The 25557-nt window shown below is 43.0% G+C and carries 24 protein-coding genes and 1 other annotated feature; of the genes, 19 read left to right on the forward strand and 5 right to left on the reverse strand.

The window, feature by feature from the left end:
- The first annotated feature begins 82 nt into the window (after positions 1-82).
- The 3 genes from rsfS to EKM76_RS00310 all read left to right on the forward strand — a co-directional run bounded on the left by rsfS (position 83) and on the right by EKM76_RS00310 (position 2424).
- Positions 83-445, forward strand: coding sequence for a ribosome silencing factor (rsfS, locus tag EKM76_RS00300; RefSeq protein WP_125548671.1), 363 nt, complete (start codon positions 83-85; stop codon positions 443-445).
- Positions 442-1182 (forward strand): class I SAM-dependent DNA methyltransferase, encoded by a 741-nt coding sequence (locus EKM76_RS00305; protein ID WP_125548672.1) that lies wholly within the window; start codon positions 442-444, stop codon positions 1180-1182. Before rsfS ends, EKM76_RS00305 begins: the two co-directional genes overlap by 4 nt.
- An 84-nt stretch (positions 1183-1266) precedes the next feature.
- Positions 1267-2424 carry a nucleotidyltransferase gene (locus tag EKM76_RS00310; protein ID WP_125548673.1) on the forward strand — a complete coding sequence of 386 codons (1158 nt, stop codon included), beginning with the start codon at positions 1267-1269 and terminating at the stop codon, positions 2422-2424.
- A gap of 28 nt (positions 2425-2452) precedes the next feature.
- Here the strand turns inward: EKM76_RS00310 and EKM76_RS00315 are convergent, their stop codons facing one another.
- A complete protein-coding gene (locus EKM76_RS00315) occupies positions 2453-2827 on the reverse strand; it encodes an iron chaperone (protein ID WP_125548674.1) in 375 nt (124 codons plus the stop codon).
- Between the two features lie 286 nt (positions 2828-3113).
- On the opposite strand from EKM76_RS00315, the gene EKM76_RS00320 reads away from it, so the two are divergent.
- From EKM76_RS00320 to EKM76_RS00340, 5 genes are all read left to right on the forward strand, one after another.
- Positions 3114-3668: a YceD family protein gene (locus EKM76_RS00320; RefSeq protein ID WP_125548675.1), complete on the forward strand. Its 555-nt coding sequence runs from the start codon at positions 3114-3116 to the stop codon at positions 3666-3668.
- Between the two features lie 37 nt (positions 3669-3705).
- Positions 3706-3894 carry a 50S ribosomal protein L32 gene (rpmF, locus tag EKM76_RS00325; RefSeq protein WP_125548676.1) on the forward strand — a complete coding sequence of 63 codons (189 nt, stop codon included), beginning with the start codon at positions 3706-3708 and terminating at the stop codon, positions 3892-3894.
- Between the two features lie 208 nt (positions 3895-4102).
- Entirely contained in the window at positions 4103-5527 is a 1425-nt protein-coding gene (gndA, locus tag EKM76_RS00330) for an NADP-dependent phosphogluconate dehydrogenase (RefSeq protein ID WP_125548677.1), read from the forward strand.
- A 218-nt stretch (positions 5528-5745) separates the two neighbouring features.
- Positions 5746-6432 carry a response regulator transcription factor gene (locus tag EKM76_RS00335; protein WP_125548678.1) on the forward strand — a complete coding sequence of 229 codons (687 nt, stop codon included), beginning with the start codon at positions 5746-5748 and terminating at the stop codon, positions 6430-6432.
- Positions 6432-7991 carry a sensor histidine kinase gene (locus EKM76_RS00340; protein ID WP_125548679.1) on the forward strand — a complete coding sequence of 520 codons (1560 nt, stop codon included), beginning with the start codon at positions 6432-6434 and terminating at the stop codon, positions 7989-7991. The genes EKM76_RS00335 and EKM76_RS00340 overlap by 1 nt, the downstream gene beginning before the upstream one ends.
- A 44-nt stretch (positions 7992-8035) precedes the next feature.
- Here the strand turns inward: EKM76_RS00340 and yidC are convergent, their stop codons facing one another.
- Positions 8036-8974 (reverse strand): membrane protein insertase YidC, encoded by a 939-nt coding sequence (gene yidC / locus EKM76_RS00345; RefSeq protein ID WP_125548680.1) that lies wholly within the window; start codon positions 8972-8974, stop codon positions 8036-8038.
- 547 nt (positions 8975-9521) lie between these two features.
- Positions 9522-9797, reverse strand: coding sequence for an acylphosphatase (locus tag EKM76_RS00350; RefSeq protein WP_125548681.1), 276 nt, complete (start codon positions 9795-9797; stop codon positions 9522-9524).
- Positions 9798-9991: 194 nt separating this feature from the next.
- On the opposite strand from EKM76_RS00350, the gene EKM76_RS00355 reads away from it, so the two are divergent.
- Entirely contained in the window at positions 9992-10747 is a 756-nt protein-coding gene (locus tag EKM76_RS00355; protein ID WP_125548682.1) for a TrmH family RNA methyltransferase, read from the forward strand.
- Between the two features lie 157 nt (positions 10748-10904).
- On the forward strand, positions 10905-11429 hold the full coding sequence (locus EKM76_RS00360; RefSeq protein WP_125548683.1) for an HD domain-containing protein: 525 nt from the start codon (positions 10905-10907) through the stop codon (positions 11427-11429).
- A gap of 78 nt (positions 11430-11507) precedes the next feature.
- Here EKM76_RS00360 and EKM76_RS00365 read toward each other — a convergent pair whose 3' ends face one another.
- Entirely contained in the window at positions 11508-11978 is a 471-nt protein-coding gene (locus EKM76_RS00365) for a universal stress protein (protein ID WP_125548684.1), read from the reverse strand.
- Positions 11979-12165: 187 nt separating this feature from the next.
- On the opposite strand from EKM76_RS00365, the gene EKM76_RS00370 reads away from it, so the two are divergent.
- The 9 genes from EKM76_RS00370 (at position 12166) to EKM76_RS00410 (ending at position 21845) form a co-directional block, all read left to right on the forward strand.
- Positions 12166-12534, forward strand: a complete 369-nt coding sequence (locus EKM76_RS00370; protein WP_125548685.1) for a winged helix-turn-helix transcriptional regulator — start codon at positions 12166-12168, stop codon at positions 12532-12534.
- Between the two features lie 38 nt (positions 12535-12572).
- Positions 12573-12791 (forward strand) — a binding site (T-box leader).
- A gap of 58 nt (positions 12792-12849) precedes the next feature.
- A complete protein-coding gene (gene pheS / locus EKM76_RS00375; RefSeq protein WP_125548686.1) occupies positions 12850-13890 on the forward strand; it encodes a phenylalanine--tRNA ligase subunit alpha in 1041 nt (346 codons plus the stop codon).
- A 96-nt stretch (positions 13891-13986) separates the two neighbouring features.
- Positions 13987-16401 carry a phenylalanine--tRNA ligase subunit beta gene (gene pheT, locus EKM76_RS00380; RefSeq protein ID WP_125548687.1) on the forward strand — a complete coding sequence of 805 codons (2415 nt, stop codon included), beginning with the start codon at positions 13987-13989 and terminating at the stop codon, positions 16399-16401.
- Between the two features lie 201 nt (positions 16402-16602).
- Entirely contained in the window at positions 16603-17781 is a 1179-nt protein-coding gene (gene mltG / locus EKM76_RS00385) for an endolytic transglycosylase MltG (protein ID WP_125548688.1), read from the forward strand.
- A 78-nt stretch (positions 17782-17859) separates the two neighbouring features.
- Positions 17860-18504, forward strand: coding sequence for a uridine kinase (udk, locus tag EKM76_RS00390; RefSeq protein ID WP_125548689.1), 645 nt, complete (start codon positions 17860-17862; stop codon positions 18502-18504).
- Between the two features lie 114 nt (positions 18505-18618).
- Entirely contained in the window at positions 18619-19095 is a 477-nt protein-coding gene (gene greA / locus EKM76_RS00395) for a transcription elongation factor GreA (protein WP_125548690.1), read from the forward strand.
- Between the two features lie 254 nt (positions 19096-19349).
- Positions 19350-20087, forward strand: a complete 738-nt coding sequence (liaF, locus tag EKM76_RS00400; RefSeq protein WP_125548691.1) for a cell wall-active antibiotics response protein LiaF — start codon at positions 19350-19352, stop codon at positions 20085-20087.
- Complete coding sequence (locus tag EKM76_RS00405; protein ID WP_125548692.1) at positions 20084-21163, forward strand: sensor histidine kinase; 1080 nt, start codon at positions 20084-20086, stop codon at positions 21161-21163. Before liaF ends, EKM76_RS00405 begins: the two co-directional genes overlap by 4 nt.
- 49 nt (positions 21164-21212) lie before the next feature.
- Complete coding sequence (locus EKM76_RS00410) at positions 21213-21845, forward strand: LuxR C-terminal-related transcriptional regulator (protein ID WP_125548712.1); 633 nt, start codon at positions 21213-21215, stop codon at positions 21843-21845.
- Positions 21846-22207: 362 nt separating this feature from the next.
- Here the strand turns inward: EKM76_RS00410 and EKM76_RS00415 are convergent, their stop codons facing one another.
- Entirely contained in the window at positions 22208-24850 is a 2643-nt protein-coding gene (locus EKM76_RS00415) for a YfhO family protein (RefSeq protein ID WP_125548713.1), read from the reverse strand.
- Positions 24851-25557: the final 707 nt, after the last annotated feature.

Genomic DNA, 25557 nt, shown 5'->3' on the forward strand with positions numbered 1-25557 from the left:
CGTAGCGAGAAAGGACATCCGTCTTGAAACTGAATTTTTTGCAACTGCAAAAATTACCTTAATTATGAAAAGGAGCATTATTTTGAACAGTAAAGAAATTTTAGAAATTGCTGTCCGTGCAGCAGATAGTAAACGCGCAGAGGATATTGTGGCATTAGATATCCATGAGGTCAGCTTATTAGCTGATTATTTCGTTGTCATGCAAGGCGGTTCTAAGCGCCAAATGGACGCTATTTTAGAGTCGATCGCAGAACAGATTGAAGCAGCTGGTGAAACCGTTAAACGTGTCGAAGGTAAAAACTCCGATAAATGGGTTTTGATCGATTTAGGTGACGTGGTAGTCAACATTTTCAATCCAGAAGAACGTGCTTATTATAATTTAGAAAAATTATGGTCTAACGCTAAAACGGTGAATGTTGCGGCTTGGCTTGACGCTGAAGTATGATCTACCAAACGTTTGCGACTTTATATGATGAAATGATGGACACTGATCTGTATGACCAGTGGCTTTCTTTTGTGGCGCAAAATGCAGGCCGTCCACAACCGCAGACTTTAGAATTAGCGTGTGGCACCGGTATTTTAGCGACTAAATTGGCTCAAGCAGGTTATCCAGTCACTGGCTTTGATCTATCAATGGATATGCTGACAGAGGCGCAACAGCACGCCACTGAAGCTGATGTGCCAATGGACCTCGTCCAAGGGGATATGCGCGAGCTCGATGAATTAGATGAATATGAGTTAGTGACTTGTTTAGATGATTCATTATGCTACATGCCTAATTTAGCTGATGTGACCACTGTTTTTCAGCAAGTGGCGCAACATTTAGTCAGCGGTGGTCGCTTCTTGTTTGATATGCATTCACTGTACCAAATGGATGAACTATTCCCAGGTTATATGTATAATTATAAAAATGAAACCACGGCGTTTATGTGGGCTAGTTATCTGGGCGAACAGCCGCATTCCATCGAGCATGATCTGACCTTCTTTGTTTGGGATGAGTCGATCCAAGGCTACCAAGCGTTGAGTGAGTTACATCATGAACGGACTTATCCGATTGTAGACGTCAAAAAAGCTTTGACCGCAGCCGGCTTTGTTAACGTGCAAGTTACGGCTGATTTTGGTAAAAGCAATGTGGCGGCGGATAGTGTTCGTTGGTTTTTTGTGGCGGAAAAAGCAGAATAAGTAGTTAAAAAGACGGGCAACTGTCTTTTTTTGCATTGTGGAAAGTTGGAATAGGCTGGCTACAACGATAGAGGTGAATCAACTATGCAAGCAGTAGGAATAGTGGTCGAATACAATCCATTGCACAATGGTCATTTATACCATTTAGCGGCGGCCCGACAACGATCTGGCGCTAAGGTCGTAGTTGCGGTCATGAGTGGTAACTTTGTGCAACGCGGCGAACCGGCGATCTTGGACAAATGGACGCGCACTCAGGCGGCCTTGGACCAAGGCGTTGATCTTGTGGTGGAGCTGCCATTTGCGGCTGCAGTGGCGCCAGCGGACCGTTTTGCTACCGGCGCGTTGCAGTTGTTGACGGCATTACAATGCAAAAGTTTAGTTTTTGGCACTGAAGATACCAGCATTGATTACCAGCAAGTTGGTCGTAAGCTGGCAACATTGCCGAATTTACACGAATATTTTCGTGATTATCAGCAGACTTACGCTACGCAACTAAATCACTTTTACCAAGAAACACTGCATTTAAATATCGATTCACCTAACCAACTATTAGGTCTGAGCTACGCCACTGCCAATGCGCAACTAGCGCAACCAATGCGGTTATTACCGGTGGCACGGAAAAATGCCCAATATTTGGATCAAGATTTAAACGGTACAGCCATTGCCAGTGCAACTGCGATTCGGCGTCTAGCGTTAGGTCAAAGCGTTGCGGCGCGATCATTGGCTACAGTTGTGCCGCCAATGATCGCGCATGCTCTGCAACAGCAAAAATTGGCATCGTGGACTGATTTTTATCCTTATCTACGTTATCGCATTTTAAGTACGCCGATTGCGGAGTTGGGACAGATCTATCAGATGACGGAAGGCTTGGAGTATCGGTTTCATAGTGCCATCAAAACGGCGCCTGATTTTCCTAGCTTATTGCGGGGACTGAAAACTAAACGTTATACTTACACACGCCTGCAACGGCTATGCTTATATGTACTGTTGAACATTCATACCCCTGCGATTCGGCAAGTGGAACAGCAGCCTTACATTCATTTGTTAGGTTTCAGCCAGCGCGGTCAGGAATATTTGCACCAAATCAAGGACCAGCTGGATTTGCCGCTGATCGCACGGGTGAGCCAAAAAATCGGTCAGGAACAGGGCTTATTGGGTTTAGAAGTGCGGGTAGACGATGTTTATGCACAAATCAATGGCCACGAACAAAACTTTAATCGACCACCGCTGCGCGCAAAATAAAAAGCAGTTAGCCACGTGGCTACTGCTTTTACTTACGCCAAAATGTATCGGTATCAGCTTTATCAGTTAAATTAAAATTAATGAGCTCAGTTAGTAAATTATAATCAACCGGCTTTTCCCAAGGAAACCGCAGTAAATTTTTGGTGTGCTCATAGCCAGCCGCCGTGATCGTTGCTGAAAAATGAGTGATGCCAGCTGCCTCGGGAGAAATAGCGAGATGTTTTTTTGAATTACTGAAGCCGATAATAAAGGTCCCGTGATCGGTAAACATAGGCTGATTCCAAGCAATTTTTGGTGTTAACTGCGGAAAATTAGCACTGACCCAGTCAAGAATTTCAGCGGTCCGTTCACGTTGTGCAGGATCGATTTTGGTGAGATAGTCGGTGAAAATTTCTGAATGCATATTGACCTCCGTAGTGATTTTTCTGCTATTATAAAGGATAGTCGGTTTGTTTACTAGTTTTCTGCTCTCAATTATTATTTCAGAAAATCCAACAAATCCCTAGTAACTCACTGCCGTATCGGCTATAATCAAACCTGCATCCAATTATGGAATGTTTTTAGGTGAAATTCGGTTATCAGGCGGTGAAATACCGTGACACCGGCGCTGACTTCTGTAAAGTAAATTAGGTTGACAAAGATTTTCGGGAAAGTTATAATTATTCTCGTTGCATTAGGAGGAAACTTCAATGAAATGGTCTTTACTTGAATTAGAAAAGTATCGGCAAGAACCATTACCACTTGCAGCCACACTTGATTTAAAGGCAGCTTTGATCGAGCGTGACCCGCAAATTATTGACGTGAGTCCGATTCAGGTTTCTGGTTTGATTTCATTAGATCAGGAAACGATCACGACACATGTTTTAGTTAAAGGTACGATAACACTGCCATCAACTCGCTCTTTAAAGCCAGTCGCGTTGCCATTAGATTTCGATTTTACTGAATTCTATGTGCCCGCGGATCAGCAAAAGCAAGCGGGATTTGATCAGGCAGATACCGTGATCGTTTTAGAAAACGAAACCTTGGTACTAGATTCTGCGGTAGTGGATAATATCTTGTTGAATATCCCAATGCAGGTGTTGACTCCCCATGAACGTGAGGATGAAGCGGATATGCCTGAAGGTAATGATTGGCAAGTCATTTCTGAAGCTGACTACGATCAATTACTGGAAGCGCGTAAACAACAAGTCGATCCGCGTTTTGCGCAACTAAAAGGTTTATTCGATGAATCAACCGATAAGTAAAGTGTAAAGCGATAAAATTTTAAGGAGGTGGAATTTAATGGCAGTACCAAAAAGAAAGACTTCCAAGACGAAGAAACGTATGCGTCGTGGACACATTAAATTAGCAATGCCTAACTTAAGCCCATGCCCTAACTGTGGCGAATTGCGTGTATCGCATCACGTATGCCCAAGCTGTGGCTTCTACGATGGCAAACAAGTTGTTACAACAGGTAAGAGTGCAGACTAACAGACCTGCTTAAAAAGCATTAGCGGCCATGGCGCTAATGCTTTTTGTTTGCGCAAAAATAGCTAGCAGACGGTTTAAGCTCAATTTAGCGCTAGTAGCCCTTTTTCACTTGGCGATACTAAATAAATACAGAGCAGTTTGGCTTTTATTTATCGGTTTTTTTTGATACGATAGAAGTTGTTAAATAGAACAAGGGGGCACAAGAAATATGAAAAATGAAACACCACAGATTGGTGTCGTTGGTATGGCGGTCATGGGCAAGAACCTCGCTTTGAACATTGAAAGCCGCGGTTACACGGTCGCTATCTATAATCGTACAAGTTCTAAGACTGAAACAGTCGCTAAAGAACATGCGGATAAAAAATTAGTGCCAAGTTATAGTATTCAAGATTTTGTTGCGTCATTAGAGAAACCACGCCGGATCATTTTGATGGTTAAAGCCGGTGCTGGCACGGACGCTGTGATCCAAGAATTATTACCTTTATTAGACAAGGGCGATGTCTTAATTGACGGTGGTAATACCTTCTTTAAGGATACAATGCGGCGTAATGCTGAATTAGATAAATCTGGGATCAACTTTATCGGCATGGGCGTATCCGGCGGCGAATTAGGTGCTTTACAAGGCCCTTCAATGATGCCTGGTGGTCAGAAAGAAGCCTATGATCTAGTGGCACCTATTTTTGAAAAAATGGCTGCTAAAGCAACTGATGGTACTCCTTGTGTAACTTACATTGGTGCCAACGGTGCGGGTCATTACGTTAAAATGATCCATAATGGTATTGAATATGGCGATGAAGAACTGATCGCTGAAAGCTATCATTTACTCCATGATCTAGTTGGTCTTTCAGTAGACGAAATTGCGGCTATTTTTGCCGACTGGAACAAAGGCGAATTGGACAGTTACTTGATTGAAATTACCGCCGATATTTTGACGCGTAAGGATGATCTAGGTACTGGCAAGCCAATCGTTGACGTGATTTTGGATCGGACAGCTAACAAAGGCACTGGTAAGTGGAGTTCTAGCAACGCATTGGAATTAGAAATCCCGCAATCACTGATCACTGAATCAGTTTATGCGCGTTATATTTCGATGATGAAGGACGAACGGGTCAAGGCTAGCAAGATTCTGCCTAAGCCAGCTGCTAACGTAGAATTCGATAAAACAGCGGTTGTTGAAATGATTCGGCGGGCTTTGTACTTCAGTAAACTGATGAGTTACGCCCAAGGTTTCGAACAAATGCGGATCGCTTCAGCGCATTATGATTGGAACTTGGACTACGCTAATATTGCTCGGATCTGGCGTGCTGGCTGTATTATTCGCGCCCAATTCTTGCAGAATATTACCGATGCTTACGAAAAAGATCCTGAATTGCAGAATTTAATGTTAGACGACTACTTCTTGGATGTAACCAAGAAGTATCAAGAATCAGTTCGTGACTTAGTTGGTTTAGCCGTTAAAGCTGGCGTACCAGTACCCGGTTTTGCTGCTGCGATTTCTTACTTTGACTCTTATCGAGCTGAACGTTTACCAGCTAACATTATTCAAGCAGAACGTGACTACTTCGGCGCACATACCTACGAACGGACTGACCGCGAAGGTAGTTTCCATTATCCATGGTACAAAGAACAATAATTATTTAATGAGCACAAAGTCAATTGGCTTTGTGCTTTTTTTATTCGCTGCAAGTTTATGAGTATTCACTAAAGTTGCCGGCTTAAGTCAGTAGTAGCTTTTTTGGCTAAAGAATGGTAAAATACTTAGCTGTATGAGTAATATTATTAATGTAATTTAAATGTAGTTATAATTAAGTGAGAAATAAATAACTTTCTTACAAGGAGTTGTCAAACTAAATGAGTAAAGTTCTAATTATTGAGGATGAAAAAAATCTAGCGCGCTTCGTTGAACTTGAACTGAAACATGAAGGCTATGAAACAACTGTTCATTATAATGGGCGAACTGGCTTAGATGCAGCTTTGTCCAGTGACTGGGATGCCATTTTACTTGATCTAATGTTGCCTGAGTTAAACGGGCTGGAAGTTTGCCGCCGTGTACGTCAGGTGAAAAACACACCAATCATTATGATGACTGCACGTGATTCAGTTATTGATCGTGTTTCTGGACTTGATCATGGTGCCGATGATTACATTGTTAAACCGTTTGCGATCGAAGAATTGTTAGCACGGTTACGGGCATTATTACGGCGCATTGACATTGAAGGCGAGCAAAATAATGCTAAACAGACCACTGTTTCTTACCGCGATTTGACTGTCGAAAAAGAAAATCGTGTGGTAAAGCGTGGCAATGAAACAATCGATTTAACTAAGCGGGAATATGAGCTATTATTGACTTTGATGGAAAACGTCAACGTTGTTTTAGGCCGTGACGTATTGCTGAATAAAGTTTGGGGCTATGAAAGCGAAGTTGAAACGAACGTAGTTGATGTTTACATCCGTTATTTGCGTAATAAAATTGATCGCAAGGGTGAAGAAAGCTATATTCAAACGGTTCGTGGCACTGGGTACGTGATGCGCTCGTGATGACCAGCCCAAAAAGTGATTCTAATCAATTAAAGCGGGCTCGACGTTTTTCCTTAAAATGGAAGTGGGCGTTGGGTGCCGCTTTTGGTATATTTATTGTTTTTGCGATTTTTGCGATTTTATTGTTTAGTCGGTTTACGGCGATCATGATGAATCAGGAAGAAACTAATTTACAGGACACGATGACCCTAGTGGTTGAACGATTGAATAATCAGTCAAATACGCTGACGCATAAAACAGTATTACCGTATTTGCGGCCTGATTTAGCAACAACTGCTGATTCAGTCTCACCAAGCGATGCCAATGCTAAAGATAATATTTACACCGACTCGATCATTGTTAAATTGGCCCGTGAAGATGTGACGGTGACTGTTTATGATCGATCAGGTAAGGCAGTTTTCGCGTCACGGAATATTCAGACCAAATTTAAACGGACGGATAAGGTCAAAATCTCGCGTGAAAAAGTTAGCGGTGAGGATGGCTTTATTGGGCGGCGACCAATTCATTCACGGACTAGTGGTCGGATTATCGGTTATGCGCAAGTCACTAGTCAGCTAGGTACGTTGCATAAAGATCAACATGAACTGCTGATCGCGTTTTATATCTTAGGCGCTTTTGCATTCTTGGTCAGTGGCTTAATTGGTTATTTATTAGCGCTTTATTTCCTAAAGCCGTTGAAGGCGATGACGGAAACTATCGATGTGATCAATCAAGAACCGCAATCGATCGAGCGAATTGCACAAACGGACCGTAATGATGAACTCGCTGACCTCACTGATCTATTCAATGATATGCTGGATCGGATGCAACGTTATATTGAGCAACAAGAAGAATTTGTTGAAGATGTTTCGCATGAATTACGGACGCCTGTTGCAATCATTGAAGGTCATATGCAGATGCTTAATCGCTGGGGCAAAGATGATCCTGAAATTCTAAGTGAGTCGATCAGTGCTTCACTACAAGAGATCACGCGGATGAAGAGTTTGGTCCAGGAAATGTTGGACTTATCGCGCGCCGAGCAAGTTGATGTCCATTACCCTAATGCATTGACTGATGCTAAAGAAGTGGCAAACCAGGTGTTTGGTAACTTTAAGCTAATTCATCCAGAATTTACTTTTACACTGGATGATGATCTCAGAGCGCCGACGATCATTAAAATTTATCGTGATCATTTTGAACAGATTTTGATTATTTTAATGGATAATGCCGTTAAATATTCGCAAAAGCGGCAGGAAGTTCATTTATCAATTTCGCGTAATGAACGCAGTGTCGAGATCGCGGTCCAAGATTTTGGTGAGGGGATCGCGCCGGAGAATATTGACCGCGTCTTTAATCGTTTTTACCGGGTAGACAAAGCACGGAGCCGCGACAAAGGTGGTAACGGTCTTGGTCTGTCGATCGCGCAACACTTAGTTGAAAGTTATCATGGCGAGATCCGCGTGGAAAGTGTCTTAGGCAGTGGGGCAATTTTCCGGGTCAGTTTTCCCATCGTTAAAACACTAGAGCCAGGTGAATCGTTGTTAGATTCAGAAAACCCAGCACCAACTGAGCCAAAATAAAAAGCACTTGATCGAGATCATCGTCTCGATCAAGTGCTTTTTGCTTACTTATGTTGTTTCCCAGCGTTACGATTACGGCTAGGTTTAGTCGTTGTGGTAGTCACTGGCTTTGGTACAGGTTTTGGTTTAGTAGGTGTTTCAACCGCCTTAACCGGCTTTGGTGGATTCTTTTTAATATCTGCTGCAACTTCTGCTTTGATGCGAGGCATGTAATAGAAGTTAGTGATCAAGGTTTGGAAGATGGCCAAAATCCCACCAGCAAAGAAGTAAAGGCCTAAGCCGGCTGGTGAAACTAAAGCGATGAAGAAGGTCATTGCTGGGCTCATCATCATCATGGTCTGCATTTGCTTTTTCTGACTTTCTGGTAAGCCGATCAGTGATAGATAGCCTTGCACCACATAAGTAAGGCCGGCCAAGACGGCAACGACAATATTAGTTTGACCTAAACTGATGCCTAAGAAAGTCGTTTTAAAAATAGCTGGACTGTATTGAATCGCCATATAAAGGGCGGAGAAGACCGGCAATTGGATCAGCATCGGTAAACAACCGATACCACCAGTCATACTGACGCCATTGGCCTTCATCGTCGCCATCATTTCTTGGCTTAAAGCTGACTTTTCTTCAGGCGTTGTGGCTGCCGCTTGCCGCTTTTGGATGTCATCTAATTGCGGTTTGATCGCCTCACGCCGATGTTGCTGGCGCAATGTACTTTTAGATTGGCTAAGCATTAACGGTAATAAGACCAAGCGTACGATCAAAGTGATCAGTAAGATCGCCCAACCATAATCAGGTGGGTTACCGAATAAGTTAGCGATCCAAGTGATCAAGTGTTGCATTGGCAACCCTAACCAATGATAAATGGGACCGTAAAGAAAGCCTGTTGGTGGCTGTCTGTGGGTTTGTGTGTTTGAACAAGCAGACAATAGTAAGGTCAATACCGTGAAAAGTCCGCCATAACTGAGCAGACGTTTTGTGCGCTTCATGTTGTAAGTTTAGTTCCTTTCTACTTCGCAATTTAGGTAGCTTATCAGTTAAGTACACTGATAAGCCTTGATGCTACGGACGATGACCATTCAACTAAGGCGAAGATCGCCAAGTTGAAACATGGCTCTACTTCGCAATTTAGGTAGCTTATCAGTTAAGTACGCTGAAAAGCCTTGATGCTACGGACGATGACCATTCAACTACTACTTCGCAACGAAGGTAAGATATTTGTACAATTCACAAATATCTTTTGATGCTACGGACGCTGTCTATTCTTGTGGCAAAGCCTAAGGAGCGTAGTTGCAAAGTCCACAACTGCGTTTCCTCAACTCACATCGTTTCGGTCACCGCAAGAAACATAGCAAGGCAAAAATCGCCAAGTTGAAACATGGCTCTACTTCGCAATTTAGGTAGCTTATCAGCTAAGTGCGCTGATATGCTTTGGTGCGACGAAAATCATTTTTATGAAAAATATATCATTAGCAAAATGATCCAATAAAGTCTTCTACTACTATACTTGAAGCGGCAACATTTTTCAATCAGACTTTAGTTGGTGACGGCAAAATCACGGTAATTTTTATCAGTGGCTAATTCAGTCAGATCAACGTGCGTCACCTTGGCGTAAGGTGATGGTCCATTTTGAATCGTTTGAATAAATTTAGCGACAGCTTTGTCGTGGCCACGTGCTTCGATATAAACGGTGCCATCCAGCAGATTACGCACGATACCCGTGACCCCAACCTTATCGGCAACCATTTTAGTGGCGTAGCGAAAACCGACGCCTTGTACGCGGCCGGTAACAATTAAACTAACTCGACGCATGCTAATTCCTCCCTAATTTATTATATTTTATTGATTGATTTTTGATAGCAAGTGACTCATGGTCCATTATATGAAATTTAACGCTTAGCTGCCAGTTTTCCGATGAATCCAATTTTAGCGCTAGGTTCTGCTGGTTAATTGTAGTAAGATAATTGAGAAAGTTTGGCATAAATATAATTGAGAGGAGCCAAGTGATGACTGTGATCACTAGTCCTAAAAATGAATTAATTAAAAGTTTACGCAAATTAACGCGCAAAAAAAATCGTGAGGAACAACAACGATACTTATTGGAAGGTGTTCATTTAGTACGCGAAGCCGTCAACGCTCAGCAGCCACTGACGATGATCTTGGCGACCACTGATTTTCAACAGGAATCATGGCTGCCTAGTCAGGTACCCACTTATTGGGTAACGCCAGCGGTGGCACAGGCTTTAGGCGCCACCGTGACCACGCAAGGAATTTTTGCGGTCTTACCGTTGCCGCAAGAACAATTGCCACAAACCTATACTGGAACTTGGTTGTTATTGGATGGGGTGCAGGATCCAGGTAATATTGGTACCATGGCCCGTACCGCTGATGCTGCAGGTTTAGCAGGCGTGGTGCTGGGTCAAGGCAGCGCGGACCTGTACAGTGATAAGGTGTTGCGTGCAATGCAAGGCAGCCATTTTCATATTCCAATTTATCAAGGCGATTTAGCAGATTGGCTGGCTGCGTTTAAGGCGGCCCAAGTGCCGATTTTCGGTAGTGAACTAAATCCAGCTGCAGTTGATTTTCATCAGGTGCCGGCGCAACAAAATTTTGCGTTGATCATGGGTAATGAAGGCAATGGCATGCAGATCGATTTGCTGGCCCAAACGGATCAGAATCTCTACATTCCGATCCAAGGTCGCGCCGAGTCATTAAATGTTGCAATTGCGGCAGGAATTTTACTATTTCAACTCAAAAATTAAGAATAGATTACGTTCAACATGAAAATCTAGTCAAATGTGATTAAATAGGTTATGCTAGCTGTGTTAATTGTTGTGATCGTATTTTGATTATTATTTTAGTCTGTCGTTATGCTAAGTCATTTACTTAGCTAATTTCAATAAGAGAGGCAGTCGTTGAATGACCAAAAAACTTAACTGGCAAGATGACCAAGCATATATGGACGAAATCGCTGATTTACTGGCGACTGATGCGGTACAGCGCTTAGCTGATTATACCCAACATCATTTTTCTAATCGATTGGAACATTCCTTAAATGTTTCTTATCGGAGCTATTTGATCGCTAAAAAATTACATTTAGATACTCGTGCAACTGCACGCGGTGGCCTGTTACATGATTTGTTTTATTATGACTGGCGCACGACTAAGTTTGATATGGGCACCCACGCTTACGTTCATCCACGAATCGCTTTGCGCAATGCTGAAAAAATAACTGATCTATCTAAAAAAGAAAAAGATATTATTATTAAGCATATGTGGGGTGCAACCGTTGCGCCACCACGCTACATGGAAAGTATGATCGTGTCGTTGGTTGATGATTATTGCGCCATTGATGAATTTGCAGTGCCAGAATTACAAAAATCAAGTCGCGGTCTGAAGCAGCGGATGTTAAAATTAACCACTAAAAGTAAATCAGTCAATTAGGTTGCAAAATAATTTTGCGCTAGTTAAAAAGAATCACTACAAAAGTTCATTTTTTGCAGTGATTCTTTTTTGTTAGTTTTAAAAAATCGGTCGATTATCGATATCAGTGCGAACCGTTAATACGTCCAGCTGCGCGTTGCGGGTGACGTAATCAGTTACCGAGCCGGTTAAGGTGCGGGTCAGCGCATTTTTACCGGTGGCCGCCAGTACGATCAGATCGACTTGATGATCCTGGCTGAATTCGTGGGCGATGATCTTTTTGGGATTACCGAACCGAATATGGATGTCACAGTTGGTTACGCCAAGTTGGGTAGCTTCTTGTTGCAGAACTTTGAGGTAGTTTTGCGTTTGGTCAAAAATTTTCTGAGTGAAATTGTCATTTTCGGCGTCAGGTTGGAACTCGTAATTTTTATTCCAAATATCTAAAACATTAAGCAGTAATAGATGACCTTGATTTAATTTAGCAATGCGAACGGCTTTAGCAAAAGCTTGCTGCGCTTGCGCGGAACCATCAACGGCGACTAGAATATCCTGATAATTTTGTAACATCTCTATCCCTCCACACCTAATTAAAATTAATTCAATCATTATATGTATGCTGCAACAAGGTTTGAGCTTTAATCTAAGCTTATTATAACATTTTTCTGAAAAGTAATGAAAATAATAGCATTCAGGCGTTCTTTTGTTTTGACTTACTTTGAGTAAGCATGCTAAACTGTCTTACGAGGTGAGAACTATGACAGAAAAAACGGTGGCTGACTGTCAAACCACACAATTTCATTTATGCCCAAAATTTCAAAAGACGTTTACAATTTTAGGCAAAAAATGGAACGGTTTGATCGTTGATGTCTTGTTAGAAGAGGGAACACAGCGTTTTAAAGACTTAGCTCTAAAGGTACCGAAGTGTTCTGATCGTGTCCTAGTTGAGCGGCTGAAAGAATTAGAACAAGAAGGTATTGTTGAGCGCTGCACTTATGCTGATTCTGCCTTAATCGAATATGCGTTAACGACGCAGGGTCAAGATTTGAAACAAGTCATGGATGCTGTCCACGGCTGGGCTGATACTTGGTTAGACGCAGAAGAATGCGTGAAGGAATTAGCTTAAGGTGTTGACGAACAAGCCGGATATGTTAGAATATACCAAGAAAGACATTGATGGAAAATAGTACGCGTAACAGGTCAGCACAGAAAATCGTTTAGTTAATGTGAAAACGATCAGTACCTGGCGCCGAATTCACTTCCGGAGTCGACTTTGGGCGTAAATACAAAAGAAGTTCCGGCACAGACCGTTACCCTGACTGAGTGTGTAGGCAATTAGTTTGCTTATGAACTAGGGTGGTAACGCGAAGCCTCGTCCCTTGATTTTGGGATCAGGCTTTTTTTGTACCCAATTATAGAAAATGAAAAAGGAGCTTAATTTATGAGTAGTTTACAAGATAAGCTGATTGCTTTGCAAAAACAAGGTATTACAGAAATCGAAAAAAGCGCTGATTTAAAACAGTTAAATGATATTCGGGTTAATTTACTAGGTAAAAAAGGACCAATTACTGAAGTTTTGCGCGGAATGCGCGATTTAACTAAGGAAGAACGACCAGCTGTTGGTAGTTTTGCTAACAAAGTGCGCGATGCTTTGACTGAATCGATCGAAACGCGCAAGCAAGCACTGGAAGCGGCTAAAATTGAACGCCAGCTGGCTCAAGAAACTTTGGATGTCACTTTGCCAGGCACGCCAGTTAAAATGGGTAGTCATCATGTGATCATGCAAACCGTTGAACGCTTAGAATCTGTCTTTTTAGGGATGGGTTTCAAGGTGGTTCTGGGCTACGAAGTTGAAGAGGAAAAGTATAACTTTGAAAAATTAAATATGCCTAAAGACCATCCTGCGCGTGATATGCAGGATACGTTCTACATCAATCAAGATATTTTATTGCGGACCCATATGTCGCCTGATGAAGCACGGACGCTGGAGCAGCATGATTTTAGTACTGGCCCAATGAAAATGATCGGCCCTGGGCGCGTTTATCGCCGCGATACCGATGATGCGACGCACTCCCATCAATTTTTCCAAATGGAAGGCCAATATATTGGTGAAAACGTGACGATGGCTGATTTGAAGGGTACATTATCCTTTGCCATTCGTGAATTCTTTGGCGCTGAACGTGAAATTCGTTTCCGGCCAAGTTATTTTCCATTTACGGAACCGTCTGTCGAAGTCGATATTTCTTGTTTCAAGTGTAATGGTGCCGGCTGTGATGTGTGCAAGTACTCTGGCTGGATCGAAGTCTTAGGTGCTGGCATGACGCACCCCAACGTCTTAAAAGCGGCTGGCGTTGACCCTGCAAAATACGGCGGCTTCGCTTTTGGCCTCGGCATCGATCGTTTTGCGATGTTGAAATACGGAATCGACGATATTCGCCAATTCTACCAAAATGATGTTCGTTTTCTCAGTCAATTTAAGTAGCTGCAATTGCAGTTCTAACTGATTTAGTGACAATGTCGCATTATGTCTAGTTTTGCAGCTATGACAGTACTTTTTAATGAGAAGGGAATTTAACGTATGAAAATTTCGTATAAATGGTTAAAAGAATATGTTGATCTTGATATGACCCCAGAGGAATTGGCCAATAAAGTAACGTTGACCGGCATTGAAGTTGACGGAGTTAAGCATCCCGATGCTGGATTGAAAAAAATCGTGGTTGGTTACGTTGAATCAACCAAACCACATCCTGATTCTGATCATTTACAATTGTGTCAAGTTCAGATCAGCGCTGACGAAACCGTCCAGATCGTTTGTGGCGCGCCTAACGTAGCGGCTGGTCAAAAAGTGATCGTGGCGTTACCTGGTTCACGGATCGCTAACAATGAAAAAATTAAAAAAGGTAAATTACGTGGTGAAATTTCTAACGGCATGATCTGTGCCTTACAAGAAATTGGCTTCAGCGATGACGTGACACCACAAGTATACGCGGATGGCATTTATGTTTTACCAGCTGATGCCGAAGTTGGCCAGCCAGTTTATGCTTATCTAGGCATGGACGACGCTATTTTAGACTTAGAGATCACGCCTAACCGGGCTGATGCACTCAGTGTTCGCGGCGTGGCCCATGAAGTTGCCGCAATTTATGCGCAAGCCGTTCATTTTCCTAAGGTTGCGCTAACGGAAGCTACCAAAAAAGCTAGTGCTGTTTTGCAGGCACAAGTGACCGACGTTGCCGATGCGCCAAGTTATAACTTACGCGTATTGGAAAATGTGACGATCAAACCTAGCCCACTGTGGCTACAGCGGCGTTTATGGAACGCTGGCGTGCGCCCAATCAATAATGTAGTCGATATTACCAATCTGATCATGCTCGACTATGGGCAACCACTGCACGCATTTGATTACGCCAAAATTGGCGGCCAAACGATCGAAGTTCGGCGGGCCCAAGCTGATGAAACACTAACAACTTTGGACGGTAAGGAACGTGATCTAACCGAAGATGACATCGTGATCACTAATGGGGCTGACGTATTGAACTTAGCCGGCGTAATGGGCGGCTTGGATTCTGAGATCACGAACGAGACAACAACGGTGATCTTGGAGTCAGCCGTTTTTGAACCGACCCATATTCGGAAAACAGCGCAACGCTATAATTTACGTAGTGAAGCGTCATCGCGTTTTGAAAAGGGCGTCAACACAGCAACTGTTTTGACGGCGTTAGACGATGCTGCTAGTTTGATGGCTGATTTGGCCGACGCCACTGTCTTAGCTGGTCGCGTATCACCAACAGTTTTAAAGCCAGCAGATGTAACAGTTAATGTGTCGACTGAACGGATCAACCGTGTGTTAGGCACCACGATCACTACAGCAGAAGTTAAAGCTATTTTTGAACGTTTAGGTTTCGGCGTGACTGAAGCAGCTGGCATATTTACGGTCAGTGTGCCACCACGCCGTTGGGATATCGCCATCGAAGCGGATCTGATCGAAGAAGTTGCTCGGCTTTACGGTTACGATCGTTTGCCAGAAACATTGACGGCTAGCGCTTCGACGCCGGGCTTATTAACGGAGCGGCAGCAGCTGATCCGCCACTTAGAGGCCACACTAGAAGCTAACGGGTTGAGCCAGGCACTCAGTTATGCGCTGACCACACCTGATAAAGCGAATGCCTTCCAGTTAACTGCCAGCCAACCAACTAGTGTTGATTGGCCGATGACGGTTGACCACGCAACTTTGCGGATGAACTTAGTGAGTGGCCTGTTGGATGATCTAGCGTACAACGCGGCACGCAAGCAACAAAATGTTGCCTTATATGAACAAGGGCGCGTGTTCTTGAAGCAGCATCAAGCCACTGTACGGCCCCATGAGCTAGAATATTTAGCCGGTGCGATCACTGGTGACTGGCAGACTGCAACGTGGAATCAGCCAGCACAGCCGGTAGATTTTTATCAATTAAAAGGGTTAGTGGAGTCGACCTTAGCTGAATTCAATTTGACGACCACCCCAGAATTCGCTGCTACAGCACGCCATCAAGACATGCATCCTGGTCGAACTGCGGATATTTTGGTTGGTAATCAAGTTGTCGGTTTCTTGGGCCAGGTCCATCCACGGGTCAGTCAGCAATATCGTTTACCAGCGACTTATGTGTTCCAGTTAGATTTAGAACAGTTGTTGGCCTTGGAACAACAAACCGTGATGTACCACGCCGTACCCCGGTACCCAGCGATCACGCGTGATATCGCCTTAGTTGTTGATGAGTCAGTGACTAATGCTGCGTTAACAGCGACTATTCGCGAAAATGGTGGGTCCTATCTAAGCGCTGTACAATTGTTTGATCTATACGCAGGCGCGCATATCGATACCGGTAAAAAATCATTGGCATACACCTTAACTTATCAAAATACAGCGGCGACACTAACTGATGATCAGGTCAATGAAGCTTTTGCCAAAGTGGTCGCTGCCTTACAAACTGAACACGCCGCAACGATTCGCTAGGTTGGTCCTCTTTTTTTGATGTGGCCACCACTTAATAAGTTAGCGATTTTATTAATTTCCAGATGGACAGGTGCATTTAATTGAAATTTTTTGTATAATGTTTAAGGCATTGTACAAATACTGCTCGGTCAAGTTTGTTTGCGTGGAAAGCATAGCCAACAACTTATCAAGTTTGTATTAGTAAATAAGGGAGGTTTTGCTTTGGGTAATCGTGGCGAACATCGGCCTGACCATCAAAGTAAAGATAAACAGCAACTTGAAGCGGCAGCGGAAAAATTAGCGGAAGAACGCGTTGCTGAAAAAAAAGTAGTTGATAAAATTGTTTATTGGATCGTCGGTATTTTAGTTTTGCTAGTCGTTGTTATCGGACTGTTAGGGGCAAACTTTGTTCATTCTTCGTTGCAAGCCTATGATAGTGATAACAATAAAACGGTCGTCGTTAAAATTCCAATGGGCGCAACGAACAAGCAAATTGGTGCTATTTTAGCTAATGAAAAAGTGATCAAAAACGCGATGATCTTCAATTATTACGTTAAGTCACATAATTTTTCCGAATTTCAAACTGGGTTTTATAATTTAAAGCCTTCGATGTCGTTGGCCGAGGTCACTAAGAAATTGGCGGATGGCGGTAGTCAAACCAGTCAATATCGTGTGCTGATCAAGGAAGGCGCAACGGTAGAACAAGTGGGCACTTCGGTGGCTAAAGCGACGCATTTCTCGAAGAAACAATTCTTAGCCTTAATGAAGGATCAAACCTTTATGCAGAAGTTAGCTAAGAAGTATCCAGAATTGCTTAGCTCGTCGATGGCACAAAGTGGTGTTCGTTACCACTTAGAAGGTTATCTCTATCCCGCGACTTATGATTACTATCAAGGGATGAGCCTGAAAGAGTTAGTCACCAATATGGTCGAGAAAACTGATTTGGTCATGCAGCCTTATTACAAGCAGATCAAAGCCAAAGATCTGTCTGTCCAGCAGGTGCTGACTTTAGCGTCGCTGGTCGAACGTGAAGGTAATAACTCGACTGATCGGGCTAAAATTGCCGGCGTCTTCTTTAACCGTATTGATACCGATATGCCGTTGCAATCTGACATTTCAGTTATGTACGCTTTAAATACACACAAAAAACATTTGTATAATAAGGATCTAGCGGTGAAGTCACCGTATAACTTGTATAAAAATACGGGTTATGGTCCAGGTCCGTTTAACAATCCTAGTAAGGATTCGATCCAGGCTGTCTTGCAGCCAACCGACCGCGACCAGGATTATCTATACTTTGTCGCTGATTTAAAAACAGGAAAAGTTTACTACTCACAAACTTTTGAGGAGCATACTTCGACTAATAATGGTATTCAAACTAAAAACGGCGATGACAATTAGACTTAAAACAGTCAGGAAAATTCTTGGCTGTTTTTTGCAGTATGAAGTGACACGTTAATCTATTTTGGAGGGCGAATAATGACGGAAGAACAGCCAGCTAAACCAATCGTTATTGGAGTCACTGGAGGCACGGCGTCCGGCAAGACAACTGTTTCACGCGCAATTTTTGATCATTTTGCGGACAATTCAATTTTGTTGCTGGAACAAGATGCATACTATAATGATCAAACTGAGATGACTATGGCGCAGCGTCGGGCGGTCAACTATGATCATCCTTTAGCGTTTGATACGCCGCGCTTGATTGCTGATTTAGAGAAATTACTGCATTATCAGGCAATTGAAAAGCCGGTTTACGATTATAAATTATTCAATCGCAGTACAGAAACGATTTTGCAGCAACCTAAAGAAGTGATCATTGTTGAAGGTGTATTGATTCTTGATGACCCGCGGCTGCGGGATTTAATGGATATTAAAGTATTCGTTGATACGGATGATGATGTGCGAGTCATTCGGCGGATCGAGCGGGATATAAAAGATCGTGGGCGGACGCTTGAAAGTGTGATCACACAGTATTTGACCACGGTGAAACCGATGTATCATCAATTCGTTGAGCCGACCAAGCGCTACGCTGATTTGATCGTTCCTGAAGGTGGCGCTAACCAAGTAGCCATCGATCTTTTGATCACTAAGGTGAATTCAATTTTGGTGCAGCGTGGTAAATAATTTGATCATAAGTTATTTACAAGCATAGCGGCGCATGGTACGCTTATTGGCATAAAATTTAGCTGTAAGCCGTACATTTAGAGCTACAATTAATAATAGGTGGAGGAAACAAACATGGCAGAACAAGAATTTCAAATGACTGCAGAAGGTAAAACAAAACTAGAAGCAGAATTAGAAGATCTAAAAGTTAACAAACGTCCTGAAATTGTTGAGCGGATCAAGATCGCGCGCAGTTTTGGTGACTTATCAGAAAATTCAGAATATGAATCAGCTAAAAACGAACAAAGTTTACTTGAAGGCCAGATCGCAACGATCGAAAACCAGCTGCATTATGCGGTAGTCGTTGATAGTAATGCAATCGCGGCTGATGAAATTGCGGTCGGCAAAACTGTTTCTTTCGTTGAAGTCGGCGATGATGAAGAAGAAAGTTATACGATCGTTGGTGCCGCTGAATCAGATCCCTTCGCTGGTAAAATCAGTAATGACTCACCCATTGCGAAAGCATTGATCGGCCAGCATACTGGCGATGAAGTTGCCATTGCGACACCAGGCGGCGAAATGAAAGTTAAGATCACTAAAGTAACGGCGTAAACTAGAATAAGTGATCAAACAAAATGCGGGATGCGTGGTGGCTAGTCTACCGTGCAGCCCGTTTTTTGTGGCGCCTTTAAGTCAGTTATTCAGCAAAATCAGTCTAAAGGCTGATTATAGTTGCGACTAAAGCGAAGCGCCAAAAGCATGTTTTCCGTGTATACTAAGTTTATTCAAAATATTAAATGAAAGCTTCAACTAATAGATGTTTCGCTCACGAAACTTAACCTTAATAATGAATAGGGGGGCGTACTTTGCGACTAGGACCTTGGCGGATATTTTTGATTATTGAGGCCGTTTTACTGATCACTTTAGGCTGGCAAATTTTTTCTAATGCGCCGTCGTTAGTTTTTTTGGTATTAGGCGTTTTAAGTTTACATGCAGCCAATAAAAGTAAGCAGCGGCGGTTTTTTACTAGTTTTTTCTGGCTGTTTGGGATTTTATCGATCGCGATCACGTTATTGACTAACCCAACGATTTGGTTGATGTTGATCGTCGCCATTTTCTTTACCCTGACCCAGGGCTATGATTGGCGTGAACACCGGCAGCGCTTGCGCTGGTTACCTTGGAATAAAAAAGCGTTCCATGCGGTGAAAACTTGCGACCCTAATGAGCATGATGGTCACACCATGCAGGCCAGTTGGTTTGGTAATCAAACGATCGGTACCGATGTTTTTGAATGGAACGATATTAATTTAGTTTTAGTGGCGGGGGATACGATCGTTGATTTAGGCAACACATTGTTACCTAAAGCAGATAATACGATCGTGATCCGTAAAGGCGTAGGCCGCACACGTGTGTTAGTGCCGATTGGGACGGCAGTGATGCTGGATCATACGGCATTGATCGGTAGCGTGACCTTTAATAATAAACAATATAAAATGAGTAATACTGCGTTGAAACTTTACAGCGACGATTACGACGAAAATCAACGGCGGATCAAACTGCTGACCAATGTTTTTATTGGTGATTTAGAGGTGATCTTCGTATGAATAAGCGGTCACAAGGCTTTTTGTTTGCGATAACAAGTTTGTTATCGTTTATTTTGCTGAACGCGTTATTTTTCTCTTATTTTTATGCAGTCAACCAAGCTGATTGGCTGATCACGTTGTTTACGGCACGATTGATGTATATTCCACTTTATATCTATTTGATCATGGGATCGCTACTGATCGGCGCTATTGTGACGACGATCTTTTACCTTTTAATGCGGCAACAATGGCGGCAAATCGAATCAAAATTGGCTTTATTAGGCAGCGGTCAATATGAGGCTGATATTTTTCAAATGACAACGACCAATACGGCCGCCTTTGATCTTGATGCTAGCGTGGAACGGTTGCGCCAAAAAATGATCAGCTTACAACAGGAGATCCAAACTTACAGCAATCGGCCACAACTAGTTGATGGCGCCAATAAAGAAGAAATCCTAACGCAAGAGCGCCATCGGTTGGCCCGCGAACTGCATGACTCGGTCAGTCAGCAGTTATTTGCCGCAATGATGATGCTATCGGCTTTAAATGAAATCGCTGGTAAACCGGAAAAAACGGTGCAATTGACTAAGCAATTAAAATTGGTCGAAACGATCATTAATGAAGCTCAGTCGGAAATGCGCGCCTTGCTGTTGCACTTGCGGCCAATTAGCTTAGAGGGCAAGTCGTTGCGCCAAGGAATCATTCAATTACTTAAGGAATTAACCACTAAGATTCAACTGAAAATGCAGTGGGATATCAGTGATGTGAAGCTATCCAGCGGCGTTGAGGATAACTTGTTCCGCATCGTTCAGGAATTGCTGTCCAATACATTACGCCATTCCCAAGCCAAGTCACTTGAAGTATACTTAAAGCAAGTTGAACAAATGGTTATTTTAAAGGTGGTCGACGATGGTATCGGCTTCGACATGCAAAAAGGGAACCATGCTGGTAGCTACGGCTTAAATAATATTCGTGAACGGACGGCCAGCATTGGCGGCACTGCTAAAATAATCAGTTTTCCTAAGCAAGGGACTAGTGTTGAAATTCGCGTGCCACTGGTTCGCGACACAAAAGCACAAAGTGATGCATCGCTGTAGCAATTTTGGGTAAAAAACGAATTTAACGATGAATGGGAAGTGGATTTTGTTGATAAAAGTATTATTGGTGGATGATCATGAAATGGTGCGGATCGGCGTAGCTAGCTACTTAGCCGTCCAAGACGATATTGAAGTGGTTGGCGAAGCAGAAAATGGCCAGATCGGTTTTGATAAGGCGCTGGAATTGCGCCCCGACGTGATCATGATGGATTTAGTGATGGACGTGATGGATGGCATTGAATCTACCCAAAAAATCATGGCGGCCTGGCCGGAAGCACGTATCTTGATCGTGACCAGTTTTATCGACGATGAAAAAGTTTACCCCGCCATCGAAGCCGGTGCTAAAAGTTATATTCTGAAAACATCGACTGCAGCTGAAATTGCGGATGCGATTCGAGCGACTAATAAAGGCGAATCAGTTTTAGAGCCTGAAGTGACGACTAAAATGATGCATCGATTGACCCAGCGGCCTGAACCTAATTTGTATGAAGATCTAACTAAACGTGAAACTGAAGTTCTTAAATTAATCGCCCAAGGTAAAAGTAATCAGGAAATTGCGGACGAGTTATTCATCACCTTGAAGACCGTTAAGACTCATGTTTCAAATATTCTATCTAAACTGCAGGTGGATGATCGGACTCAGGCCGCTATTTATGCGTTAAAACATAAAATTGCAGATTAAAAAAGACTTAGCTTTAGAATTAAGGCTCTTTCCAAAAGATTGGCTAAGTCAGATTTTGTTTTGTTTCATTTCACCTTGGCAGTTTTAGAACACTATTTAATTAGTTAGTTTAATCGTCTTAGCTAGTTCAATTAGGATTAACGGACACTTAGTAGATTAGATGAAATCAAAACACCGGCAAAGCAGTCTCTCAACTGTTTTGCCGGTGTTTTACGTTCTGTTTATCACTGACTTTGCCACGTAAACAATCAATTGTTAAATGCTCAACCATTGCCTGCTGGCGACGGAATGGAAGTTAACTGACTCTGATTTTAGTCAATCTTTAGAAATAACCTTAATCCTAAGTTAGGTATTTAGCGACACTAATTAATGTGTGCCTTGCGTTTGCGGTACAGGTAGTAGGCGTAGAGCCCATCGATGGCTAGCGTTGCACCAGTGATCGTCAAACCGAGATTCAAGTAAGGGGGCCAGTAGTGCAAGGAAACAGTGTGGCTACCTTTGCTTAATGGAATCGCAATGAAGGTATTCAGCGCTTGCTTGATTTTAACAGGCTTTTGATCAACGGTGGCGTGCCACCCAGCTGCTGCCGGGATCGTGGTCATCATTACTTGGTGCTTTTTAGTAATATTGATTTGGCCGCTAAGATTAATATTCTGATTCTTGGTTAATTTCCAAGGTGCAGCCTGCAATTGGCGGATACCCGAACTGAAGGTGGCGGTATCGAAATGGTAAAGTTGGAAATCCTTTAACCAAACTTCATTTTGATTTAAAGTGACTGTCAGCTTGATCGGTTTATTTTTTTGATTGGCTGCCAGATCGATCATTACCGTATCGCGGAAAGTATCATATTGCTGCACCGCTTTACCATTGACGCTGAAGCTAACTGCTTTACTATTTAAATTCGAACCGATGGTCACATAATAAGGATCGTTAGTTTGGGGCGTAAAGCTGTACGTAATGGTGCCGATTTTCTTTTTATTGATTTTACGGTACGTCTGGGTCAGCGGCGCTTTACGCTGCTTTACATTATCGTAAGTAGCTGTCGCAAAAAGCTGCGGTGAAAACAATGACGAGTAGCTTTGCGACCCAGTTAAGGCATTCAGCACATTTGACTGATAGATCGTCGGGTAGCTGGTATTGGTCTGTGATTTCAAGATTTGCTCCGAAGCCGCAAAACCTAAGCTTAAGGCGTAAGGATTTTTATAGATCGTTGCCTGCTGCGTTTGCGCCACCTGATTATAATAACTTAAATCAGGCTTGTCGGTCAGCGGTGGCAGCAGCGAATTGCTATTGCGAGCGCCTAATTCCACCCAGTCCAAATTGCGGGCGAGATAGTATTTAATGCCCAAGAAAGCGTCGCTAAACAGCGTACCGTTGGCGTAGGCGATAAATCCGTCCCCCGCCGGCTGGCCTAATTCGCCCATGAAGTTAGGGATGCGCGATTCAAAGGTAGAACTAAAATGGGAGGCGCTATTATAGTTGGCTTCCATTGAATCATTTTTAGTCCGCATAAAGGTTTTTTCCAAACGATAAAAATCGTTGGTGTTGGCGCGTTGCTTGACCTTATCGACGGCCTTGACTAGATCTGCAGTATAATCCGCGTAATCCGACTGGGAGACGTAACTGATTTGATTCAGGCTTAGAATGGCGTTGGCGCCCATTTCGACCACCACCAGTGCTAAGATAGTAAAGGGCAATAATGGTGACGGGATTGCCTTAAAGGCCAGTAACACCAAGGCAATTAGGCTGAACAATAAGCTTAGCCGGACCGCCGTTTGATCGAGATAATTGAAGTGCTTTAAATTGGTCCAAACATAATAGAGTCCAGCGCCAAAAAGCAACGTTAAAACGATCCCTGCAGGTAAACGGAGCCGAGTTAGCTGTTTCAAACTCAACGCGGCTAGCCAAACTAACCAGAAACTGACCACAAATGAGAAACGGTAGGGGTACCAAATCGGAAATTGCATTCCGTGCCATAATAGATCTAGTGGCTCAAAGCACAATGACAAAAATAAGAACGCCGTCACCAAAAGCGCCGCAATGCGTTCACGCCAGCGAATCGTTTTTAAACCGAAATACAATAAAAAAGCACTGAGAACGATTGAGCCGACAAATAAATTGGGAAAACCAGTTGGCATTTGGTCAAAATTAAAGGCACCGACCACCAATTTAGACAGCATTTTAACTGGCGCGTACTCGAATTTCCAATTAATTTTAGTTACCGTGTATTGGCCCTTGCTTTGGCTCAGGGAATAAAGGGTGGGTAGCAGCACTAACGCCGCAGTAGCCACCCCCAGCAACGAACCGAGCACAAATTTGCCAAAAGTGCGCCAAGTTTGGCGCCAATCAACAAAATGACGGGCCAGCGCCCATAAAATATAGGTGGCAAGGAATAAACAGATCATGTAGCTCATGTAATAATTAATGATCAAAGCGGCGGCTAAAATCAAGCTATAACCGATATAACTGGCACCAGCAAATAAGCGTTCTACGGCCAAAATAATTAACGGCAGTAAAACCACCGCGTCTAGCCAAATCAAATTAAGCTGATTGGCGATCATCCAACCCATTAAGGCGTAGCTAGTGGCCAGCGCCGGAATATAAAAGCCTTGTGCGGTTTGTGTTTTCTTTAGCAGCCAGGCAAAACTTAAGCCAGCACAGCCGTATTTTAATAAGGTCACCAGCATAATACCGGCGGTCAACCATTTACCCGGTGTTAGCAGAAGTAACAAATTAAAGGGGCTGAACAAATAGTAAGCCCAAACGCCAAACATATCGCCGCCGATCGCTTTACTAAAGGAATATAGGATCTGGCTTGGGTGGTGGAGCAAGGTGTCGCGGTAAAAAGCAAAAAAATCAATGTATTGTTGACCGAGATCAACGGTCAACAGACTACTATGGCCAAAGGGAAACATTTGCCGGGCGGCGAAATAGCCGGCCATCAGCAAAAAAGGTAGCCAAAAACTAAGTAATAGTGGATAATGCCGTTTGGTAAAATTAATCATTCGTGTCAATCTTTCCACCTCAACGTTTTCTTCTATGTCTAAAAGCATAAGTGAAGCCGCTGCTACCTGCAAGTTTTTTCGTCATTTCTTAAGCAGGGCTTATAAAATCAAGCAGGTATAATTAAGCGAATCTTAGCTTTTGTGCGCTTTAAAATCACTAGTTGATATGCTAATATTAATAAGAGTTCGGGCTAGCTTAAATACATAATGGCTACCATCCCGCGCAGAGAAGTTGATCAGCGTTTTAGGCTGATCAACAACCTTAATTGTGGAGTAGAGCCATGTTTCAACTGGGCGGTTTTCGCCTTGCTATGTTTCTTGCGGCATGAATTTTGCCACAAGAATAGACAACGTCCGAAGCATTAGAAGTTATTTGTGATTTATGCAAATAACTTACCTTAGTGGCGGAGTAGTAGTTGAATGGTCACTGTCGCTCGTTTTTGGCAACACTATTAGCAAGTATTAATTACTTACGCGCTTTTGCAAGGTGGAAGCTTGCTTTCCGTTGTCGATTAGACTAAGCCAAAGTGCGGCGAGTCTAAGTCGCATCGCCCGGAACATAGAAGTTGATCAGCGTTTTGAGCTGATCAACAACCTTAATTGTGGAGTAGAGCCATGTTTCAACTTGGCGGTTTTCGCCTTTAGTTGAATGGTCATCGCCCGGAACATAGAAGTTGATCAGCGTTTTGAGCTGATCAACAACCTTA

The sequence above is a fragment of the Loigolactobacillus zhaoyuanensis genome, assembly GCF_003946385.1.
GTDB classification, from domain to species: Bacteria; Bacillota; Bacilli; order Lactobacillales; family Lactobacillaceae; genus Loigolactobacillus; species Loigolactobacillus zhaoyuanensis.

Bases quoted from the DNA above. Each gene is read 5' to 3' on its own strand.
- EKM76_RS00350 (WP_125548681.1), bottom strand. From the start codon at position 9,797: ATGCGTCGAGTTAGTTTAATTGTTACCGGCCGCGTACAAGGCGTCGGT.
- yidC (WP_125548680.1), bottom strand. From the start codon at position 8,974: ATGAAGCGCACAAAACGTCTGCTCAGTTATGGCGGACTTTTCACGGTA.
- EKM76_RS00340 (WP_125548679.1), top strand. From the start codon at position 6,432: ATGACCAGCCCAAAAAGTGATTCTAATCAATTAAAGCGGGCTCGACGT.
- pheS (WP_125548686.1), top strand. From the start codon at position 12,850: ATGAGTAGTTTACAAGATAAGCTGATTGCTTTGCAAAAACAAGGTATT.
- gndA (WP_125548677.1), top strand. From the start codon at position 4,103: ATGAAAAATGAAACACCACAGATTGGTGTCGTTGGTATGGCGGTCATG.
- EKM76_RS00335 (WP_125548678.1), top strand. From the start codon at position 5,746: ATGAGTAAAGTTCTAATTATTGAGGATGAAAAAAATCTAGCGCGCTTC.
- EKM76_RS00305 (WP_125548672.1), top strand. From the start codon at position 442: ATGATCTACCAAACGTTTGCGACTTTATATGATGAAATGATGGACACT.
- EKM76_RS00315 (WP_125548674.1), bottom strand. From the start codon at position 2,827: ATGCATTCAGAAATTTTCACCGACTATCTCACCAAAATCGATCCTGCA.
- EKM76_RS00415 (WP_125548713.1), bottom strand. From the start codon at position 24,850: ATGATTAATTTTACCAAACGGCATTATCCACTATTACTTAGTTTTTGG.
- EKM76_RS00355 (WP_125548682.1), top strand. From the start codon at position 9,992: ATGACTGTGATCACTAGTCCTAAAAATGAATTAATTAAAAGTTTACGC.
- pheT (WP_125548687.1), top strand. From the start codon at position 13,987: ATGAAAATTTCGTATAAATGGTTAAAAGAATATGTTGATCTTGATATG.
- EKM76_RS00405 (WP_125548692.1), top strand. From the start codon at position 20,084: ATGAATAAGCGGTCACAAGGCTTTTTGTTTGCGATAACAAGTTTGTTA.
- rpmF (WP_125548676.1), top strand. From the start codon at position 3,706: ATGGCAGTACCAAAAAGAAAGACTTCCAAGACGAAGAAACGTATGCGT.
- EKM76_RS00365 (WP_125548684.1), bottom strand. From the start codon at position 11,978: ATGTTACAAAATTATCAGGATATTCTAGTCGCCGTTGATGGTTCCGCG.
- EKM76_RS00310 (WP_125548673.1), top strand. From the start codon at position 1,267: ATGCAAGCAGTAGGAATAGTGGTCGAATACAATCCATTGCACAATGGT.
- udk (WP_125548689.1), top strand. From the start codon at position 17,860: ATGACGGAAGAACAGCCAGCTAAACCAATCGTTATTGGAGTCACTGGA.
- EKM76_RS00370 (WP_125548685.1), top strand. From the start codon at position 12,166: ATGACAGAAAAAACGGTGGCTGACTGTCAAACCACACAATTTCATTTA.
- EKM76_RS00320 (WP_125548675.1), top strand. From the start codon at position 3,114: ATGAAATGGTCTTTACTTGAATTAGAAAAGTATCGGCAAGAACCATTA.
- greA (WP_125548690.1), top strand. From the start codon at position 18,619: ATGGCAGAACAAGAATTTCAAATGACTGCAGAAGGTAAAACAAAACTA.
- EKM76_RS00360 (WP_125548683.1), top strand. From the start codon at position 10,905: ATGACCAAAAAACTTAACTGGCAAGATGACCAAGCATATATGGACGAA.